This is a genomic window from Sulfuricella sp., from assembly GCA_041651995.1.
Taxonomy (GTDB): domain Bacteria; phylum Pseudomonadota; class Gammaproteobacteria; order Burkholderiales; family Sulfuricellaceae; genus Sulfurimicrobium.
In genome coordinates, this window is record JBAZID010000004.1 from 1 (window position 1) to 21245 (window position 21245).

At 56.9% G+C, this 21245-nt stretch carries 15 protein-coding genes and 1 tRNA gene; 11 read left to right on the forward strand and 5 right to left on the reverse strand.

The features are described 5' to 3' along the window. Window positions 1-251 precede the first annotated feature (251 nt). Window positions 252-716, reverse strand: coding sequence for a hypothetical protein (locus WC392_07540; protein ID MFA5242213.1), 465 nt, complete (start codon window positions 714-716; stop codon window positions 252-254). A gap of 72 nt (window positions 717-788) precedes the next feature. After that, entirely contained in the window at window positions 789-1178 is a 390-nt protein-coding gene (locus WC392_07545) for a hypothetical protein (protein MFA5242214.1), read from the reverse strand. A 304-nt stretch (window positions 1179-1482) separates the two neighbouring features. On the opposite strand from WC392_07545, the gene WC392_07550 reads away from it, so the two are divergent. The 5 genes from WC392_07550 to WC392_07570 all read left to right on the forward strand — a co-directional run bounded on the left by WC392_07550 (window position 1483) and on the right by WC392_07570 (window position 9045). Further along, the gene (locus tag WC392_07550; protein ID MFA5242215.1) at window positions 1483-2727 is read left to right on the forward strand and encodes a lipoprotein-releasing ABC transporter permease subunit; all 1245 of its coding nucleotides are present in this window, start codon (window positions 1483-1485) and stop codon (window positions 2725-2727) included. A 10-nt stretch (window positions 2728-2737) separates the two neighbouring features. Beyond that, a complete protein-coding gene (gene lolD / locus WC392_07555) occupies window positions 2738-3481 on the forward strand; it encodes a lipoprotein-releasing ABC transporter ATP-binding protein LolD (GenBank protein ID MFA5242216.1) in 744 nt (247 codons plus the stop codon). Between the two features lie 56 nt (window positions 3482-3537). Then, window positions 3538-5898, forward strand: a complete 2361-nt coding sequence (locus tag WC392_07560; protein MFA5242217.1) for a DNA internalization-related competence protein ComEC/Rec2 — start codon at window positions 3538-3540, stop codon at window positions 5896-5898. Window positions 5899-5909: 11 nt separating this feature from the next. Then, window positions 5910-8117, forward strand: coding sequence for a bifunctional (p)ppGpp synthetase/guanosine-3',5'-bis(diphosphate) 3'-pyrophosphohydrolase (locus tag WC392_07565; protein MFA5242218.1), 2208 nt, complete (start codon window positions 5910-5912; stop codon window positions 8115-8117). Between the two features lie 235 nt (window positions 8118-8352). Beyond that, entirely contained in the window at window positions 8353-9045 is a 693-nt protein-coding gene (locus WC392_07570) for a PEP-CTERM sorting domain-containing protein (GenBank protein MFA5242219.1), read from the forward strand. Between the two features lie 213 nt (window positions 9046-9258). On the opposite strand, the gene WC392_07575 is transcribed toward WC392_07570, so the two are convergent. Beyond that, window positions 9259-9334: transfer RNA gene (locus tag WC392_07575), tRNA-Ala, on the reverse strand. 184 nt (window positions 9335-9518) lie between these two features. On the opposite strand from WC392_07575, the gene WC392_07580 reads away from it, so the two are divergent. Together WC392_07580 and metK are read left to right on the forward strand one after the other, a co-directional pair. Next, window positions 9519-10640 (forward strand): class I SAM-dependent methyltransferase, encoded by a 1122-nt coding sequence (locus tag WC392_07580; protein MFA5242220.1) that lies wholly within the window; start codon window positions 9519-9521, stop codon window positions 10638-10640. Between the two features lie 146 nt (window positions 10641-10786). Beyond that, entirely contained in the window at window positions 10787-11965 is a 1179-nt protein-coding gene (gene metK, locus WC392_07585; protein ID MFA5242221.1) for a methionine adenosyltransferase, read from the forward strand. A gap of 181 nt (window positions 11966-12146) precedes the next feature. Here the strand turns inward: metK and WC392_07590 are convergent, their stop codons facing one another. Then, on the reverse strand, window positions 12147-15068 hold the full coding sequence (locus WC392_07590) for an ATP-binding protein (GenBank protein ID MFA5242222.1): 2922 nt from the start codon (window positions 15066-15068) through the stop codon (window positions 12147-12149). Window positions 15069-15291: 223 nt separating this feature from the next. Between WC392_07590 and WC392_07595 the strand changes: the two genes are divergently transcribed. Beyond that, window positions 15292-16167, forward strand: a complete 876-nt coding sequence (locus WC392_07595; protein ID MFA5242223.1) for a patatin-like phospholipase family protein — start codon at window positions 15292-15294, stop codon at window positions 16165-16167. On the opposite strand, the gene WC392_07600 is transcribed toward WC392_07595, so the two are convergent. Then, window positions 16130-16666 (reverse strand): C40 family peptidase, encoded by a 537-nt coding sequence (locus WC392_07600; GenBank protein MFA5242224.1) that lies wholly within the window; start codon window positions 16664-16666, stop codon window positions 16130-16132. The genes WC392_07595 and WC392_07600 overlap by 38 nt on opposite strands. 94 nt (window positions 16667-16760) lie before the next feature. Between WC392_07600 and WC392_07605 the strand changes: the two genes are divergently transcribed. From WC392_07605 to WC392_07615, 3 genes are all read left to right on the forward strand, one after another. Continuing rightward, window positions 16761-17408: a DUF6781 family protein gene (locus WC392_07605; protein MFA5242225.1), complete on the forward strand. Its 648-nt coding sequence runs from the start codon at window positions 16761-16763 to the stop codon at window positions 17406-17408. 8 nt (window positions 17409-17416) lie between these two features. Then, a complete protein-coding gene (locus WC392_07610) occupies window positions 17417-19096 on the forward strand; it encodes an AarF/UbiB family protein (GenBank protein MFA5242226.1) in 1680 nt (559 codons plus the stop codon). Window positions 19097-19177: 81 nt separating this feature from the next. Beyond that, window positions 19178-21103 carry an ATP-dependent DNA helicase gene (locus WC392_07615; protein MFA5242227.1) on the forward strand — a complete coding sequence of 642 codons (1926 nt, stop codon included), beginning with the start codon at window positions 19178-19180 and terminating at the stop codon, window positions 21101-21103. Window positions 21104-21245: the final 142 nt, after the last annotated feature.

Genomic DNA, 21245 nt, shown 5'->3' on the forward strand with positions numbered 1-21245 from the left:
TCGGGTTTCTTGTAATCAGCCAGTAGGCTGTCCAGCAGTTCGTTGCTTACGGTCATTACAGCTCCTTTCTCCAGGACGGCAGTTTCCTGCCAAATGACCGTTTACACAAAAATTCTTACACCCCTTCAAGTGAGATTTTAAATTTCGCAAATGCAAGACTTCTTGCCATGATTGCCGCCTAACGTTGGACATAACCGGCTGGCTGGAGGCGGGTGAAGCCCGCTGTAAGCCAGTCCGTATTGATGGATGAGTTAGGCGAATAGCGCATACGCACCAGCACCACTACCCATAATGAAACAGAAAAAAGATAGGTACGGAATCATGTAATCTAACCAGCCCGCAACTGCACGCTCTTTGTCTGCATCAGATAAGGCTACCCACGTGATTTTGTCAGCGTAAAAATCTTCAGCGCCTTGTTTGTATTTCTTGAGCAGACCAGACATGTGATGAAAGGTCTTGGCGGTTGATATTCCGGCGAACACAATGCCCAGAACAAACAAGAAGAGAGCAATCTTTGTCCCAACGCCGGTGAGTTCCTTTGCTGCTCCCAGAAAACTCAATGTCGCAATAGCACCGCCAGAGTTTGTAAGAAAAAGGTATTTGAGCGCTCTTTCCCCCCACTCTTTTTCCAACTCATATAGCTGACCCCAACGCCGATTGATATGCGCGTTCAGTACTTCCTTCGTAGGCTGGTCTAGTTGTGAGTAGAGGGGCATGGTTGTATTCGCCTAACGTGAAAGTGAGGGGCTGCGCGCTTTTGCGCAGTCCCTCTCGACTGCCGGGTTGGGCTATTTTTTCTTTAGGGCAAGTCTGGCAGCCAACCCCAATTTAGGCGCGAATAAATGAAATGCCAAAGGAACCAATTTCCCTGTAACGAACTCACTCACTTCTTTATCAGATAGCAGCTCTTTCTGCACCTCAAGAACAGTTCCGCTTCCAAGCGGAATGCCAAGAATATGGCTCTGCTCGATTAACTCGAATTTGCTATAAATATCCCACTTTAGAAGTTTAAATTTAGATGTTTTGACATAGGTTTTCTTCTGCACCCCGAATAAAACAATAAACACAAGGTATATGGCGATTGTGTATATCACTTGCGACGGAGACATAAATTTGTCTACCAATACCGCAGCGGCAATGCTGACAATGAGCCAAAACAAGTAAATTAGAAAGTTCATATTTCCTCCTCAAAAAATTGACTGATGACGCCCAACGTGAAATAGCCATCCTATTTGATGCAACAAATAGGATGGCTAAAATATTTGTTTTCGTGAATATTTCATTTATATCAACGTGATATTTATTTCCAGTGCATCCCTCGAATTTTCTTGAGGGCAGGCTTATGCTGATTGGATTAAGCGCTTCTTCCTGCATTTTGACAAGCGCATGCCGGAAAGTAAAATCCGGGCGCGGCTGCATGCCGTGATAGCGCCCGATCTGCTATAGTTCCGGCACCCATTCTGGATTGAAATAGATTAATTCGTGTCCCCTTTCGAACTCTTTATCGGATTGCGCTATACGCGTGCCAAGCGGCGCAATCACTTCATCTCCTTCATTTCCCTGATTTCCATGGCTGGCATCGCGCTGGGCGTGGCGGCGCTGATTGTCGTGCTTTCGGTCATGAACGGTTTCCAGCAGGAGTTGCGCGCCCGCATCCTGGGCGTGGCCTCGCATATCCAGATTACCGGCGGCGACAATAGCCTGGGCGACTGGCGCAAGGTTGCGGAGGAAGCTGCGCGTCACCCCGAAGTCGCGGCCGCAGCGCCCTACATCATGGCGCAGAACATGCTGACTTTTGATCAAGCGGTGCAGGGCGCGATCGTACGCGGAGTCCTGCCTGATCTCGAAAGCGGGGTGGCGCAGTTTTCCAGCCACATGAAGCAGGGGCGGCTGGAAGATTTGCGTTCCGGCGAATTCGGCATCGTGCTTGGCTCCGAACTGGCGCGTGCGCTCGGCGCGCGGCTGGGAGACAAGGTGGTGGTGATGGCGCCGCAGGGACAGGTGACGCCGGCAGGCGTGGTGCCGCGCCTGAAGCAGTTCACCGTCAGGGGCGTCTTTGAAGTTGGCATGTATGAATACGACTACGGGCTGGCGCTGATCCATCTCGATGATGCGGCCCGCCTGTATCGCATGGGAGAACGGGTTTCGGGCGTGCGGCTGGCGCTGAAAGACCTTTACAGCGCGCCCCAGGTGTCGCGCGAGTTGATGGACCTGATGCGGGGCGATTTTTACATCAGCGACTGGACGCGCCAGCATGCCAATTTTTTCCGCGCCATCCAGATCGAGAAGAACGTGATGTTCATCATTCTGCTGCTGATCGTCGCCGTGGCGGCATTCAACATCGTCTCCACCCTGGTGATGGCCGTGACCGACAAGCAGGCGGACATCGCCATCCTGCGCACGCTGGGCGCATCGCCCGGCAGCATCATGAAAATATTCATCGTGCAGGGGGCGCTGATCGGCGTGATCGGCATGCTCATCGGGGTAGGCGGCGGCGTGCTGCTTGCGCTCAACATCGATGTGATTGTGCCCGCGATCGAGCGCCTTTTTGGCGTCGCCTTTCTTGCAAAGGATGTTTACTATATCAGCGAGTTACCGTCCTCACTTGATGTTAAGGATGTAATGTATGTGGCTTCGGTTTCATTTGTCCTGACCTTGATTGCGACGCTTTACCCCAGCTACCGCGCGTCAAAAACCAACCCGGCGGAGGCGCTGAGGTATGAATAATGAGCCGGGAATGAAAGAGCTTCGCCAAACGGGGGTGAACGGGGGTTTTACCCCTCACTCCTCACCCCTCACTCCTCACCCCTTTGTCCTGTCCTGCCGCGGCCTGAGCAAGGTTTTCCATCAGGGAAAAGTCGAGGTGCCGGTCCTGCTTGGGATTGATCTCGATATTGCAGAGGGCGAAAGAGTGGCGATTGTCGGCGCATCCGGATCCGGCAAAAGTACATTGCTGCATCTGCTGGGCGGCCTCGATGATGCCAGCGCAGGCGAATTGGCAATTCTCGGCCACGATGTTCAGCGCTTGAATGAAGCCGAACGCGGGCATTTACGCAACCAGTCGCTCGGCTTCATCTATCAGTTCCATCACCTGCTGCCCGAATTCTCTGCCCTTGAAAATGTGGCCATGCCGCTGCTGATCCGGCGTATTCCCAGGCAGCAGGCTTATGCTCGCGCCACTTCGATGCTGCAGAAGGTTGGGCTGGGGCACCGCCTTGAACACACGCCTGGCGAGCTTTCCGGTGGCGAGCGCCAACGGGCCGCGGTGGCTCGTGCGCTGGTAACCCACCCAGCTTGCGTGCTGGCGGATGAGCCCACCGGGAATCTGGACCGCAATACCGCTCAGGGGGTGTTCGATCTGATGCTGGAATTGAACAAGGAACTCAGCACCAGTTTCGTGATCGTGACGCACGACATGGAATTGGCGGCACGAATGGATCGCACCTTGAGGCTGGTCGATGGAAAATTGCTTGAGCAGTAATTTTCAGTCCGCCGGCAATGCTGTGCCCAGAGGCTGACAAGGTTCCATAAGCAGCCATGCGGCTTAACATTCTGGCTATTGCTGCCGGTGTCTGGCTGCTGCAACAGCAATCCTCCCTGCCGCCCCTGTTCTGGGCCTGGCTGCTGCTTCCCTTGCCCCTGCTGGTATACGGTTTGCGCCGCGCTTCATCCTGGCAGCGCAGAGGGCTGAGGCAACTCTTCATCAAGACATCGTGGCTGGCTGCCGGGTTTTTCTGGGCCGCCTTTTTCGCCCAGATGCGCCTGGCGGATACCTTGCCGGAGCACTGGGAAGGTCAGGATATCCGGCTCAGCGGGGTGATTGCCAGCTTGCCTGTCAGCAATGAGCGCGGCCTGCGCTTCGAGTTCGAGGTGGAGAAGGTGATCACGCCCGGCGCCCGGGTTCCCGCTCATATCCAGTTGAGCTGGTTCGACGGGGGCTTCGGCAGGCCAGCTGCTCATCCCGTTCCAGTCATTCATCCCGGCGAACGCTGGGAGATGACCGTGCGCCTGAAACGCCCGCGCGGCAACGCCAACCCCTACGGGTTCGATTATGAAGCCTGGCTGCTGGAGCGCAATATCCGCGCTACCGGCTACGTGCGTGCGGGGCCGGAGAACCGGCGCCTGGCCGGGTTGGTTTATCGCCCCGGCTATCTGGTCGAAGCAGCGCGTGAGGCCGCCTTGAAGCGCCTGTCGCTGGTGCTGGAAACCCGGCCGTACGCTGGCGTGCTGAAGGCGCTGGCCATCGGTGAGCAGAATGCGATTCCGCCGGCGCAGTGGCAGATTTTCCAGCGTACCGGCGTCAATCACCTGATGTCCATTTCCGGGCTGCATGTGACCATGATTTCGGGCTTCTTTTTCACGCTGGCGTATTGGCTGTGGCGGCTCAGCGCCCCCCTGACCCTCCGGCTTCCCGCGCGCAAGGCCGCCGTGGTGGCTGGCGTGATGGCGGCTCTGGCTTATGCCCTGCTATCTGGTTTCAGCGTGCCTACCCAGCGCACGCTTTACATGCTCTCCGTGGTTGCCGTGGCGCTGTGGCTGGGGCGCATCGGCAATGCCTTCGGCGTCATTGCGCTCGCGCTGCTGGTGGTTCTGCTGCTCGACCCCTGGGCCGTGCTGTCGCCCGGATTCTGGCTATCCTTTGGTGCCGTAGCCGCCATAATGGGAGTGAGCGCGGGGCGCATTGGCCGCCTGCACTGGCTGGCGGAATGGGGCAGGGTGCAATGGGCCGTTACGCTGGCTCTGGTGCCCGCGCTGCTGGCCATGTTCCAGCAGATTTCCATTGTTTCTCCTCTCGCCAATGCGGTGGCGATTCCGCTCATCAGTCTGGTGGTGACGCCGCTGACCCTGCTCGGTACCCTTTTGCCGCTGGATTTTCTATTGTTCGCGGCACATCTTGCCATGGAAGCCTGCATGATCTTCCTGACCTGGCTGAGCGCCTTGCCGGTGGCAGTCTGGCAGCAGCATGGCCCGCCGGCCTGGACAGTGGTGGTGGCCTTGCTGGGGGTGTTGTGGCTGCTGTTGCCGCGTGGCTTTCCAGCGCGCTGGCTGGGCGTGGCCTGGTTCCTGCCGATGTTCATGGTGCTGCCGCCCAGGCCTGCTCCGGGCGAGCTATGGCTGACGGTGCTGGATGCCGGACAGGGGCTGGCCGTGGTGGCTCGCACCCGGAATCATGCGCTGCTCTATGATGCCGGGCCGCGATTTGGCGCCGAATCGGATGCAGGCTCGCGCATTGTCGTGCCTTTCCTGCGCGGCAGCGGGGTGCGCCGCCTCGACGGCATGGTGATTTCGCATGATGATATTGACCACTCAGGCGGCGTTGCATCGGTGCTGCAGGCTGAGCCGGTATCCTGGCTGATTTCTTCCTTGCCGCCGGATAGCCCGGTGTTGGCCGGTACGCTGAATAGTTCACGCTGTTTTACCGGACAATCCTGGGAATGGGATGGGGTAGAATTTGCCCTGCTCCATCCGCCCCTGGAGGACTACCAATATGATGGATTCAAGGACAACGATCGCGGCTGCGTGCTGAAAATCACTTCTCCCTACGGCAGCGCCCTGTTGCCCGCCGACATCGAGCGCGTATCCGAGCAGGATTTGCTGGCAAGAATGCCGGACAGGTTGAAGGCAGACGTGCTGGTCGTCCCGCACCACGGTAGCATGACCTCTTCCACGGAGGCATTCATCGACGCGGTGGAACCAGCAACAGCCATTTTTACAGTGGGGTATCGCAATCGTTTCGGCCATCCCAAGGATGAGATATTGGAACGTTATCAGGCAAGGGGTATCAAAATTTGGCGTACCGACGAGAGCGGTGCGCTGGATTTGCGTTTCGGGGCAGAGGGCATGTCGTTGCAGAGCCAGAGGCAGCTTCGGCAGCGTTATTGGCAGTTAAAAGATTAGGTGATGAAACAATGGTAACACTGGCAAATAAACATCTTTCCGGGCCTGACGGCGATATCCTCCAGCACTGGCTACAGGCCATGGAGGCGCGTTTTTCCGGGGCGGATATCGAATTGGTCCGGCAGGCCGCGGATCTGGCCGCCACCCTGTATGCTGAAAGAACGATGTTGACCGGCACGTCCCTGCTGGATCATGCCCTGGGAACGGCATCCATCCTGGCGACCCAGAACATGGATGTGGAGAGCATTGTCGCGGCCGTGTTGCAGGCCGCCACGGAAGAACCTGAGCGTGCAGAGCAGATTGAAGCGGATTTTGGCCCGGGCGTTGCCGCGCTGGTTGACGGCGTGGTGCGCATGGGCCAGATCGGCGAACTGGGCGCCACGGCAGGTCATGGCAAAGCATCCAAGGATGACAAGAAGGACCAGCAGGCGCAGATCGAATCCTTGCGCAAGATGCTGCTGGCGATGGTGGAAGATATTCGGGTCGTGCTGATCAAGCTGGCGGAACGCACCCAGGCCATGCGCGAACTGCCCGGCGCCGATGAGGAAATCCGGCGCACGATCGCGCGGGAAATCCAGGATATCTATGCGCCGCTGGCAAACCGGCTCGGGGTGTGGCAGGTGAAGTGGGAGCTGGAGGACCTCTCATTCCGCTTCCTCGAACCTGAGCTTTACAAGAAAATTGCCAAGCTGCTGGATGAGCGCCGCCTCGACCGCGAACAATACATCAACACCATCATGGCCGCCTTGCGGGCAGAGCTGAAAAGAAACGGGGTGGAGGCCGAAGTGACCGGGCGGCCCAAGCATATCTACAGCATCTACAAGAAAATGAAGCGCAAGAAAGTGGATTTTTCCGAAGTGTACGACGTGCGCGCGGTGCGGGTGCTGGTGAACGATCTCAAGGACTGCTATACCTCGCTTGGCGTCGTGCACGGCCTGTGGCAACCCATTCCCAGCGAATTCGACGACTACATTTCCCACCCCAAGGGTAATAACTACCGCTCCCTGCACACCGCCGTGATCGGCCCGGAAGATAAGGCGCTCGAGGTGCAGATTCGCACCCATGACATGCACAACCATGCCGAGCTGGGTGTTGCCGCGCACTGGCGCTACAAGGAGGGCGGCAAGGGGGATGCCCGTTTCGAGGAAAAAATCGCCTGGCTGCGGCAGATCATGGAATGGAAGGAGGACGTTCAGAACGTCGATGAGCTGGTCGAGCAATTCAAGACCGGCCTGTTCCAGGACACCGTTTACGTACTGACGCCGCAAGGGCGCGTCATCGCGCTGGGGCAAGGCGCAACGCCGGTCGATTTTGCCTACCATGTGCATACCGATGTCGGCCATCGCTGCCGTGGAGCGAAAGTTGACGGCAGCATCGTGCCGCTTACCTACACGCTGCAGAACGGTCAGCGCGTTGAAATTCTGACCGCCAAGGAAGGCGGCCCCAGCCGGGACTGGTTGAGTCCCACCCAGGGGTACACGCAGAGCAGCCGCTCGCGGGCAAAAATACGTCAATGGTTCAATAGCCTGCACCATGAAGTTAATGTTCAGGAAGGGCGCGCCGCACTGGAAAAAGAGGTTCACCGGCTCGGCACGGCCTTCCCCAATCTCGAAAAACTGGCGCAGAAAGCGCAGTTTGCCAAGGCGGAAGAACTCTTCGCCGCGATTGGACGGGGCGATGTGACGGCACGGGAAATTATGGCGCTGGCTCTGGACGAGGGTAAACCCAGGGTCGAGGAAGACGAGTGGCAGGTCAGTGTACGTAGTCTTGCCCCGACGACATCCGGTGTGCTGGTTGTCGGGGTGGGGGACTTGATGACCTCCATGGCCAAATGTTGCAAGCCGGTGCCGCCTGATCCGATTATTGGCTTTGTCACCAGAGGCAGGGGAGTTGCAATTCACCGCCAGGATTGCAGCAACATCGTGCATTTGCCGGAATCCAGACGCGAACGCCTGCTGCCCACCAGTTGGGGCACCCGCAGAGGCAACGGCTATGAAGTCGACATGGAAGTGGAAGCCAATGACCGCCAGGGTTTGCTGCGGGATATTTCAGACCTGCTGATGCGTGAAAAAATCAATGTCACCGCCGTGAATACCCAGAGCCGTGGCGATAAGGCGCGCATGAGCTTTTCCGCCCAGGTTGTGGATCATGAACAGATGGACAGAGTCCTGATGCAGATTCGCGATGTGGCGGGCGTGATCGAGGCGCGGCGGAAATAGAAAAATCCCGGCCAAGGCCAGCATTATCAGATTTTTTGGGGTTTTTGCGCGATCTGCTATATCTGTTGTCACATAAATATTGTCGATATTTTTTACAGACCCTGCCTGATATCGAGATCAAGGTATCCGGTTTAATTGGCAAGCAACTGATTTAAAAAAGATTAGTTATTTTTGGCACGCAATGTGCTTTTGTTTCACCATCCAAAACAACATTTAACAAAAATTGGAGGGCATCATGAAACGCAATAACTTTTCCAGGATGGCTCTAAGCCTTTTTGCAGTGCTTGCCATTACTGCCACGCCTGTTCAGGCGGCGGTGACTTACGCTACGGATACCGCCACGACCAGCGCCATTCCCGGGCTTACCGGGTATTCCACCTCCGGTGCCAAGATGAGCGGCATGTCGGTTACCGCAAGTTTCTCGAGCGGGGTCACTCAAACTCTATCATGGGCAACAACAGGCGCCTTGTCAGGAGGTGTGAGTGGAACGGGATGGGGGCTTTCACTGGACGGCGACACCTATTCTGCACCTTGGAATTTCACCATGAGTGCGGCGGCCGGAAATCTGGGCTCGATCACCCAGTTGATTCTGAACGGTAATTCTGGCTATACCGTATTTGACCGCACCAACCCCAGTTGGGGTACGGATGGTTCAGCGCAAGGTGTGGATTTATGGTTTTCCGATTCATCGATTGATGCGCTGGTAACCTATTCGGATCAGGTATCCATCTCTCCCAATGCGGCTGTCGGTGATTTGTGGCATATGATTACAGTTGATTTCACCAATGGGCCAGCCTCCAGCTTTATTTTCTATCAGGATACGGATAATGATAGCCGGTATGGTCAGGTGCCTGAACCTGCAATGCTCGGCTTGCTCGGTATTGGTTTGTTGGCTGCGGGCTTGGCGCGCAGGAATCGCAAGGTTTGATTTTCTCTTAACAGGGAAAAGCCCCGGCATCCGGGGCTTTTTTTAGCCTGGGCTTATTCATAATGACTCCCACCTCTATTTGAACGGCACAACATTAAGGTGTGAATCGCCCCGGAATTTGCCGGAGAGCGTCATTCCGGGCATAAAAAAGGCCGGAAACCTGTTTTCTGATTCAGGTTTCCGGCCTTTTTTGGACTGCGGTGGAACTATGTTTGGTGGAGGTAAGCGGGATCGAACCGCTGACCTCTTGCATGCCATGCAAGCGCTCTCCCAGCTGAGCTATACCCCCAAAGCGTTGCGCATTCTAATCAGGATCATTACTGAAGTCAAGGCGCGGTCTCTTCCCGGGCTTTCCCCATCCGGGCTATCAAGCTCCGGATCAGGCTGATGGTCGATCTCTTGGGAATTTATGGGGCGATTTATGTTGTAATGCTTGTTTTTATTCAGGGCGAAGAGCTAAAGGTGATGCCTGCGTGAGTGATTATCCTGTTATTTGCTGGTCAGAGGCAGACGAAAGCTGCTCGGCACGGTGGCGTTCGGAGAGCGGGGCGCCTCCGCCCAAGCGGGTAATGGCCGCGGATGACCGAATGACGGCGGATGCCGCATATCGTTTTGCCTGCGAGGGTACCGCGCTGCTATGGCGGGGGGATTTCCAGAATGCGCGGCAGTTGCTTCAGGCGCTGGCCCGCCGTGTCGATCGCAAACCGCGCAAGCCGGCCGTTTCGCCATCCGAGGCATTCCATTTTCATCGCCAGTTCCAGTCCCTGCGTGCACGGGTCCTGGGGCAACTATTGCTGCCGCTGGAGAGCAATTACAGCATTCCCTTGCGGCGCGCGCCTGATGTTCGGGAGGCCTGCATGGAGGCATATGGTCCGGGTGAGGTTCCCTCGCTGGTCTCGCTGCGGGAGCTGCTCGGTTTGATTGGGGCCCACGAGTGGCGCAAGAAGGGGGTTGAAATTCCGGCGCTCGGTGAGCGTATCCACCCGCACTACGGAGTTTTTTCGCCAGTGCGGGGCGAGTACGTGGGGCTGGTGGCCGAGGCGCCGCTGCCTTCCCTGGAGCTGGCCTTCGATATTGGTACTGGAACGGGGGTGCTGGCGGCAGTGCTGGCCAAGAGAGGGGTAAAGCACGTTGTAGCGACTGACCAGGATCCTCGCGCATTGGCCTGCGCGCGCGCGAACCTCAAACGGCTCGGGCTGATTGGCCGGGTGGATGTTATCCAGGCCGATCTTTTTCCGGTAGGGCGTGCGCCACTCATCATCTGTAATCCGCCGTGGCTGCCGGCACGGGCCAATTCGCCCATCGAACATGCAATTTACGACCCGGAGAGCCGCATGCTGCGAGGTTTCCTGACTGGTCTCGCCGCGCATCTGGAGCCGGGCGGCGAGGGCTGGCTGATACTTTCTGATCTGGCCGAGCATCTGGGGCTGCGTTCGAGAGAGGAGTTGCTTGCCGCTTTTGAGCAAGCAGGGCTGAAAGTCGCGGGGCGGATGGATGTCAAGCCGGTTCATCCCCGCGCCTCGGACAAGACCGACCCGCTTCACGCTGCACGCGCAGCCGAGGTGACATCGCTGTGGCGTCTTGCGCTGCCCTAACCGAATAATCCATTAGGCGTAGGTCGGACTTCAGTCCGATTTGTCGGGCTAAAGCCCGACCTACAATTGAAATAAATGCTGGCCGGATCAATAACAATCCGGGTTAAGCCGACCAAAATTATTGAATCACTCAAAGGAAATGAAGCATGAATACCAGACGTCACCTGTTTACTTCTGAATCTGTCGCAGAAGGGCATCCGGACAAGATCGCCGACCAGATTTCGGACGCCATTCTGGATGCCTTCCTTGCCGAGGAGCCAGAAGCCAAGGTGGCCTGCGAAACTTTTGTTGCCGATAACCTGGTAGTGATTGCCGGCGAGTTCAAAACTGCCCGCAAGGCGCTGTTTGACGAGATTCGGAACCGGGCCGAAGAAATTTCCCGTCAGGTATTACGTGACATTGGTTACCGGGATGCCGAAACCGGGATTGATCCGAACACTTGCGAAGTACAGGTACGTTTCAATCACCAGTCCATCCAGATTCATAAAGGCATCACGCTCGCAGGGGGCGATATTGGCGCTGGCGACCAGGGGCTGATGTTCGGTTATGCCTGTGATGAAACGCCGGATCTGATGCCTTACCCGGTCTGGCTGGCGCATCGCCTGGTGCAGCGCCAGGCCGAACTGCGTAAATCCGGTGCTTTGCCCTGGCTGCGGCCCGATGCAAAAAGCCAGGTCACCGTTGCATACGAAGGGCATCGTGTGGCCGGCATCGAAAACGTGATTATTTCCACGCAGATCGAACGCGGCCTGGACCCTGCCTGGGTCACGCAGGAAATTACACGCGAAATCATTGATCCATTGGTGCCGATGGCGCTGCGCACGCCAGGTTTCAGGTTGTGGGTCAATCCTGCCGGGCCATTCGAAATAGGCGGCCCCAATGGCGATACGGGCCTCACTGGCCGCAAGATCATCGTCGATACCTATGGCGGCTCCTGCCCGCATGGCGGTGGCGCATTTTCAGGAAAGGATCCGACCAAGGTGGATCGTTCGGCAGCTTATATGGCCAGGTATATTGCCAAAAACCTCGTTGCGGCTGGCTATGCAAAACGCTGCCTGGTTCAGCTGGCGTACGCCATCGGGGTGGCCGAGCCGGTCTCCCTGCTGATAGAAACCCATGGCACCGGAACTGTGCCGGACAGCAAGCTGGAAGCGATGGTGCGCAGCACCTTTGATCTGACGCCTCGCGGTATCATCGACAGCCTCGACCTGCGGCGGCCCATCTATCGCAAGACCGCGGCCTATGGGCATTTTGGCCGGGCCGAGCCGGACTTTACCTGGGAGCGTGTTGATCAGGCTCATGAATTGGCCAGGTTTGAGGGATAAACCTAGAAAAAGCTTTATTGGCCACGGAGTGCACAGAGAACACGGAGTAAAAACAAGGTGTTGCGGAATGTTTTGCATTCACCCATTGGGTGAGTGTATGAAAGACCGAAAATTGTCTTTCTCCGTGTTCTCCGTGGTGATCGAACTGAGGTTTTTAGGATAAAGCGGGGAGCAAACGGGATCAGGCTTTCAGGTCGGGCATCTTCTCCAGATAGCGGGCTACCTGATCGAAGCCACTTTCCAGCTGCCGCAGATGCTGCATTGCGCGCACCCAGTCCAGCTCCTGCACGGCATGCTCCAGTTGCCGTGCGCACTCTGCCATGCTCGTGGCCCCAATATAGGTGGAAGCACCCTTGATCTCGTGCGCGCTATTTTTGCACCCAATAGCGTCCTGCGCAGCCAGCGCCCGTGAAATTTCATGCAGCAGGGGTCGCGTGCTGTCGACGTACAGCGAGATCATTTCACGATGAAATTCCTGATCGTTGCCCAGGGTGGCCTTCAGGCGAGCTTCGTCAATTGCGGCATGAGAATTGGACGGTAATGGTTTGATTTCACGCAGTAACCTTGCCAGATTTTCACGGTTAACCGGTTTGACCAGGTAATCGTCCATACCCGCATTCAGGCAGCGGTCGCGGTCGCCGGGCATGGCGTTGGCCGTCATGGCCACAATGATCCGGTGAACGCCATTCGCCTGTTCCATGCGGCGAATCTCGGCAGTGGCTTCAAACCCGTCCATTTCCGGCATCTGGCAATCCATCAGAATCAGGTCGTGGCTGGAGCGGCTCATTGCCTGGAGTGCTTCATTCCCATTTCCGACTATTTCGGGCTCGATTCCCAGCTTTTTCAGCATGTGCTGGATAACCTTCTGATTGACGCCATTGTCTTCGGCCACCAGGACGCGCAATGGCGAGGGCAGGGTGATTTCACTGTTTGTGCCCTGGCCCGCTTCGATCCCTCTCTTCGCAATTTCTCCGCTGGCTTCGAGGATGGCATCGAGCATGCGCTGCTGGAGCACTGGCTTGGTAAGGTAGATTGCATCAGGCAGGCCTGGAAGCCGCTGCCGCTGCGTAACAGGCAAGAGCAGAATCCATTTTTCCGGGGTGGGCAGGTTTTTACCCAGCATGCGCAGTTTTGCCACATCTTCGGAGCGGGAAATATCCAGAATGACCAGATCGAAGGAGTCCTGTGCAGCGGAGTCCTGTGGTGGGGCGGGTAAGTCGTGGTGGCAAATAATGCCCCATTGATTGAGCAGGCCGCTCACCATGCGTAAAAGACTGAGGTTCGGAATCAGGACGAGTGCGCGACGGCCGCTGAGGGATACCTTGCCGGGAGGGTGTGCAGCATCACCCTGTTTTTCAAGGCGTGCCGTGAACCAGAACTGGCTACCTTGCTCTTCCTGGCTGCTCATGTCGATCTCCCCCCCCATGAGTTCGATTAATTGCTTTGAAATGGCCAGGCCCAGGCCTGTGCCGCCATATTTTCGGGTTGTCGAGCCATCGGCCTGGGAAAAGGACTGAAAGAGGCGGATTTTGGCCTGGGGCGTGATGCCAATGCCGGTATCACGCACTTCAAAACGCAGCAGAAGTGCGGAGGGTGTTTCTTCCTGCAATGAAACCTTGATGGCCACTTCGCCCTGATCGGTGAACTTGATGGCGTTGTCGGTCAGGTTGGCCAGGATCTGGCGCAACCGCCCAGGGTCTCCGCGCAGCCGGTGCGGCAGGGCGGGATCGATGTCACATATCAGTTCCAGCCCCTTGAACTGGGCGCGCTGGGCAAAAAGTTCGGCCACATTCTCAACCGTTTGCAGCAGGTTGAAATCGATCACTTCAAGTTCGAGCTTGCCCGCCTCGATCTTGGAGAAATCCAGGATGTCATTGATGATGGTGAGCAGGGCGGCGGCGGACTGATTGACTGTTTCGGCATAATCCCTTTGCTCATGGTTCAGAGGCGTATCCAGCAGCAGGCTGACCATGCCGATAATGCCATTCATCGGGGTACGGATTTCATGGCTGACGTTGGCCACGAATTCCGATTTCATCTTCGAGGCTTCAAGCGCTGCATCGTAAGCCTGGCGTAATTCTTCCTCGGCCACTTTTCGCTCGGTGATGTCATGGATGATTGCCTGCGTAATGACCTGATTTTCCAGCGTCATGGAATGCAAGGCGATTTCGGCCGGAAAAATGCTGCCATCAGCTCGTTTCCCGCTCCATTCGAAGTGACAGTGGCCCTCCGCCTCCGCTTGCCTGATATGGGCAATGGCATAATCCAGTGTCGGGGTGCCATTCTTCTGGACTGGGGGGCCAAGATCTGTGGGGCTCAGGCGGGTGAATTGCTGTACGGAATCAAACTGAAACATGCGCAGCGCTGCAGCGTTGCAGTCCATAAAATGACTCTGATCCATCAGCACGATGCCGTCTGAATTGGTTTCGAACAGGGTCTTGAATTTCAGCTGCTGTTTTTCAATTTCCAGAGTTTGCTGGGCTGCGCGGCGGATGACAAAAAAGGCAATAAACACGCCCAGAAATGCAGCGGCGGTGCCCAGCATGAACATCAGCCATTCAGTCTGCCGGAATGACAGAGCGGCTTCCTCAGCCGCTTTGCGGCTGGCGTCTTGCTGCTCCATGAGCAGGGCATCCAGCTCGTTCAGCAATTTCCTCTGGGATGGGATGGCTTCTTTCTGCAGCATCGCCAGCGCCGAGCTTCTGTCGTGATCGAGGGCATATTCTATTGTCCTGATGACGATGGGCTGGGTCACCATGGACAGGGAATTGATTTGCTCCAGCGTGAATTCCTCGACAATATTGAGGTTCATAAGCTGCAATTTTTGCCGTGCCTTGGAGAAACTGGAGCCCAGATCATAAAACCGCTGCAATTCTTCATCCTGGGCAAAGGGATCCTGCAGGACCACGATGGAATGCATGCTGATCGCACGTTCGCGCAGCGCATCCCGCATGGTCGTGGCAAGTTCGATTTTGACGTTGTTCTGATTCACGATCCTTTCCAGACGGCTGTTGATGGCAGCCATCTGATTCAGGCCGAGCACCGTCAGTGCAACCATCAACGCAAGTACCAGCGCAAAACCGGCGCCCACGCTAAATTTCATGTTTCGTGCGAACATTCGTCTTTTGCCCATTGATTTTATGAAGTAATTGGCGCATGGCCTGTCGTTGTCAAATAGCATTGTCGCATTCGGACGTTTATCTGCACAGGATTTGCCAGGGAAGCGCTAAATCAGCGCTTCCCTAAACCTCGATGTTCAAAGTAAGTTGTCAATATTGATTCAGGAAGATACTCTGCGCCGCGCTACATAAATTGGAGAATGTACGTTGAAAATCTTAATGTTTGGGCTGGGTTTCGTGCTTGCCTTGTCAGGCTGCGCGACCATTCAGCCCGAAACCAGGCCAGTTGTGCCGGTCAAGGCACATGCTCCAAAAATCGCCATTGCGCTGGGCGGCGGGGCGGCGCGAGGGTTTGCCCATGTTGGCGTGCTCAAAGCCCTGGAGTCGCATGGAATTTATCCGCAGATCGTGGTTGGAACCAGTGCCGGAAGCATGGTGGGCGCCCTTTACGCGGCGGGCTACAATGGCTTTGAACTACAGAAAATTGCCTTCCAGCTGGACGAGAGCAGCGTCGGCGACTGGACCCTGCCTAACAGGGGGTTCATCAAGGGTGAACTGTTGCAGAACTTTGTCAACCGCGCCTTGCAGAATAAGCCGATCGAGAGCCTGGGAAAAACTTTTGCAGCCGTGGCAACCGATCTTGGCAACGGAGAGACGGCAGTTTTCCGGCGTGGCAATGCAGGCGCGGCGGTGCGGGCTTCCAGTAGTGTGCCCGGCATATTTCAGCCAGTCAGCATCAATGGACGTGAATATGTTGACGGTGGCCTGACCAGCCCGATCCCCGTCAAGGTGGCTCGCAGTCTTGGTGCGGATGTGGTCATTGCGGTCGATATTTCCAGCCGGCCAAAATATGCCAAGGTGAGCGATAGCGTGGATGTAATACTCCAGACCTTCAGCATCATGGGGCAGACCATAGGCCAGTACGAACTGGCTGGAGCGGATGTGGTCATTCGCCCGGATACCGGTACGATAGGGTCAACGGGCTTCGAGCAGAAACATCAGGCCATCATGGAGGGCGAGAGGGCCGCGCTCGCAGCTTTGCCGCTTATTCGTTCAGCAATCCAGCGGGCAACTGCAAAATAAGCAGCCGGCGTGCGCCGTTAAAGCGCTGTACCCAGTATTTGTCCTGCATGCTGACTACTTCAACGCCGCCGCCAGAGCTCGGTGCATGGATAAACCGGTCATTCCCGACGTAAATGCCAACATGGGAAAAGGAGCGTTTCAGGGTATTGAAAAAGACCAGATCGCCTGGCTTCAATTCATCCGGAGAAATTTTCTTGCCAAGCCGGCTCATGGCCAGGGCATTGTGCGGCAGTGAAAAGCCCGCCATCTGGCGGAAGACATGGCTGACATAGCCGCTGCAATCAAAGCCCGTGCTGGGGTTGTTGCCGCCGTATTTGTAATTGATGCCGATCAGATTCCGGGCGTAACCGAGCATGTCTGAAACACCGGAAGAATGGCGGGTCTCAAGGGTGCTGGAGACAGCCTCGGGAGCCGGTGCAATTTGAATCGCCTCCTCGGCCACGGCGGAACCAGCGGACAGCAGAAGAAAGCCGATGATGAGCTTGTTGTTTAATCCCATGGGGGCGTAATTTATCCGGAAAGCATGCTGTTGTAAAGCCTGAAAATGCTTTAACCTAACAGACATAGCATCTTCATTCTAAAGGAGAACCATCATGAGTAAACCGTTGACGTCTCAGGAAATTGTAACGGCTGCCAGTGCATCCATGCAGGATGACGGCGATATTCGGACCCGGGTTCATGACCTGACCTTGCGAGCCCTGCGGGAGCGGCGTCTGGATATTTCCGAAGTGCGCGCTGTGGTGCGCTCCGTGGCAGAGGGTGTAAGCCTGGGGGCGGAACAACGTGGCGGCGAAGTGAAAGAAGCCCTTGCCGCGGCGATTTCCGGCCTTGATGCCGCATTGCTCAAAGCAGCGCAGGCGACGCATCTGGCATTGCAGGAAATGATCTCGCAGGGCAAGGAGTTCTCCGCACAGGACCTTCAGCCCGCGCTGGATGACATGAAAATCACGGAGCAGGCTTTTCTCGATACCCTGGGTCAGGTGGCTGAAACTGCGGGCGGCAAAATCAAACAGGAACTTAAAGCCGCAGTGGACCATGCGCGTCATTCCGGCACCGACACGGGCGCCAGCGTCAAGGCCAGCCTGGGTGATCTGAGTAAGGGCATTTCAGCGACATTGCAGGCCGGAAAGTCAAGTGGTCAGGAGGCCGCCCAGACAGTGGCAAGCCGCCTTGCGGCGCTGGCGAGCGGCATTCTGGCCGGCATGGCTGACGTCTTGCACGAGAAATCGCAGAAAAAATAGGCTCGGTCATGCTGCTGGAAACGTTGAAAGTGATGAGGGATATTTCCCGCCTGCATGAAATTACCACGGTATTCATCCGCTACGGCTGGGGGGATGTGGCGCGCCGCCTCGGCATCATCGGGGCGCTGGAGCGTGCTGGCCGCGTCCTTCACTGGAGCGAGGCCGAAGAGATCATGCATCTCGAACCCGCGGTTCGAGTGCGGCGCGCGCTGGAGGAACTGGGGCCGACATTCGTCAAACTGGGTCAGGTCCTGGCAAGCCGGGTGGACATGTTTCCCTCGAACTGGATCAGTGAATTTGAAAAACTGCAAAGCGAGGTTCCACCCGTTCCATTTGAAACCTTGTTGCCGCAGTTGATCGCCGCTTTAGGCGCATCTCCGCTGGAAATCTTTAACGAGGTGCAAACCACGCCGGTGGCTGCCGCTTCCATCGCCCAGGTGCATCTGGCACAGTTGAAGGACGGCACCGAGGTTGTGCTTAAAATCCGCCGTCCCGATATTGAGCAGAAAATTGAAGCCGATCTGCGAATTCTGGCGCATATCGCGCAACTCCTCGAATCCGAACTGCCTGAGGCACGGCGTTACCAGCCGGTACAAGTCGTCGCCGAATTTTCACGCTCCCTGCGCCGTGAGCTGGACCTGGCACGTGAAGCGCGCAATATGGATCGCTTTGCCCACAATTTTTCCACAGATCAAACTGTCCTGATCCCCAAGGTTTATTGGGAGTGGACCAGCGAAGTCATGAATGTTCAGCAACGGATTGACGGCATCCCCGGCAACAGTCTTGCCGCGGTAGATGCGGCCGGTCTTGACCGCAAGATGCTGGCGGCGTATGGCGCCGACGCCGTACTCAAAATGATTTTGATCGATGGCTATTTTCATGCCGATCCTCATCCCGGCAACGTTTTTTACTTGCCGGGAAACCGCCTGGCCATGCTGGACTTCGGCATGGTGGGGCGCCTGACTCAAGAGCGGCGCAACCAGATCGTGGATCTGCTCGCTTCCCTGGCGCGGCGCAATGAGCAGGGCATGCTGGAAGTCCTGCTGGAGTGGACGGGGGATGCCAGCGTGGATGACAGCAAGCTGGCCGCCGACGTCGGCGATCTGGTGGTGAACTATGAAAACATTCAGCTCAAGGATGTTCGTCTGGGCACCTTGCTGCAGGAAATCACCATGATCATGCGCGAGCATTCGCTGGTGCTGCCATCCGATTTGACCCTGCTGTTCAAGGCATTGATTACCCTGGAAGGACTGGGCCATCAGCTTGATCCCGGATTTCACCTGATCAGCCGTCTCGAGCCATTCGTCGAGCGGGTGATTCGCGAACGTTACACCCCGGGCGCCATATGGCAACGCGGCTGGCAGGATTTCAACCAGGTCTATGGCTTAATGACCGGCTTGCCGCGCGATATCGTTCGCCTGATCCGGGAAGTTCGCCGCGGTAAATTCAGGATCGACCTCGACCTGAAACGCCTGGATCATTTTGGCCAGCAAATCGATCACAGCGCCAACCGCCTGACCATGGCCATCATGACCGCTTCCCTGGTGATCGGCTCCTCCATCGTCATGACGGTCGAAGGCGGACCGACCCTGTTCGGCCTGCCCTTGTTCGGCCTGCTCGGTTTCCTGCTGGCTTTTTTCAACAGCATCTGGATCGTTTTCTCGATCTGGCGCTCCAATCGTCATTAATTCGGCAAATCCGGTAAACTTCACCCTTCCAATTAAATCTTTGCGCACTCACCGCGTGCCATGTTTTTCCCCTGATACCGAATGCCCGATCTGGATCTGATTTTTTCTGATGATGGACCCCTTGCCAAGGCAGCGGAGGGCTACCGCCTGCGTCCGCAGCAGCTGGAAATGGCCCACGCCATTGCCGGGGCGATCGAGAAGCATGAGGTTCTGGTGGCCGAGGCCGGGACGGGGACGGGTAAAACCTTTGCCTACCTGATCCCGGCGCTGCTTTCCGGCGGCAAGGTGATCGTTTCCACCGGCACCAAGACCCTGCAAGACCAGCTTTTCAACCGCGACATTCCGGCCGTGCGCGCCGCGCTTCAGGTGCCGGTCACGGTGGCGATGCTCAAGGGGCGCGCCAATTATGTCTGTCATTACCACCTTGAACGGGCGCGCAATGAGGGGCGCTTTTTCAATCGTGAGGATGTCAAATACCTGCCGCTGATCGAACGTTACGCCAAGATCAGCAGCGACGGCGATAAAAGCGGTTTGGGCGCGGTGCCTGAAGATGCCGGCATCTGGCCTTTCGTCACTTCTTCGCGCGACAACTGCCTGGGGCAGGAATGTGCTTATCACAAGGACTGTTTTGTGCTGGAGGCACGCCGCAGGGCTCAGGCCGCGGACGTGGTGGTGGTCAACCATCACCTGTTTTTTGCCGACGTGATGCTGCGCGACGAGGGGCTGGCGGAGCTGTTGCCGGCCAGCAACACCGTGATTTTTGACGAGGCTCACCAGTTGCCGGAAACAGCCAGCCTGTTTTTCGGCGATAGCTTGAGCACCAGCCAGATACTGGAACTGGCGCGCGATAGCCTGGGCGAGGCGCTGACCTCGGCGAAAGATTTTACCGCTTTGCCTGATGCGACAGCGGCGCTGGAAAAAGCCGCGCGCGACTTGCGCCTGGTGTTTTCACAGGATACCGGCCGCATGCCGATGCAGCGCGCGCAAGCGTTGCCCGCTTTCAACGAAGCCCTGGCCGGGGTGAACAAGCAACTCGCCGAACTGGTCAAATTGCTGGAATCGCAGGCCGAGCGCAGCGAAGGCCTGGGCAATTGCTGGCAAAGAGGGCAGGAACTGGCTGGCAAACTCCGTCACTGGCAGGACGAGTCCGGGCTGGATTTCGTGCGCTGGGTGGAGGTGTTCAGCCATGCGCTGCAACTGAATGCCACGCCACTTTCGATTGCGGAAATTTTCAGCAAACAGCTGGCGGGGCAGGCGCGCGCCTGGATTTTTACTTCCGCCACATTGGCCGTAAAAAGGGATTTCGGCCATTATCAGGGGCAAATGGGGCTGCTGGAAGCGGCCACCGGATACTGGGAAAGTCCGTTCGATTACGAAAAACAGGCCATCCTCTACGCACCACAGGCCATGCCGGACCCCAATAGCGGCGACTATACCGAATCCGTCGTAGAGGCGGCATTGCCGGTGATCCGGGCCAGCGGCGGACGGGCATTTCTGCTCTGCACCAGCTTGCGCGCCATGCGGCTGGCGCATGGCCTGCTCAAGGAGGCGTTTGCCAAGGAAGGGCTGGATTTCCCTCTGCTGCTGCAGGGCGAGGGCTCACGCACCGAATTGCTGGAGCGTTTTCGCAAGCTGGGCAATGCGGTGCTGGTGGCCAGCCAGAGCTTCTGGGAGGGGGTGGATGTGCGCGGCTCGGCGCTGTCGCTGGTGATCATCGACAAGCTGCCATTCTCGCCGCCGGATGATCCGGTTCTGGCGGCACGCATCGAGAAAATCAACCGCGAGGGGCGCAACGCCTTCATGGAATACCAGCTGCCGCATGCGGTCATCACCCTGAAACAGGGGGCAGGGCGCCTGATCCGGGATGAGACCGATCGCGGCGTGCTGATGATCTGCGACCCGCGCATGCTGACCAAGTCCTATGGCAAGCGCATCTGGCAAAGCCTGCCGCCGATGAAGCGTTCGCGGGAACTGAAGGACGTGGAAGCGTTCTTTGCCCAGAAATGAACCTGTAAAAAGCAGATAACCACGGAGAACACGGAGTTATGTCAAAGTGTTAGGTGGGTTTCGTGCATTACCCGCCGGGTGGTGCCAGGATTTCCGTCATAATCTTGTTTTTCTTCGTGCTCTCCGTGTGCTCCGTGGTTCA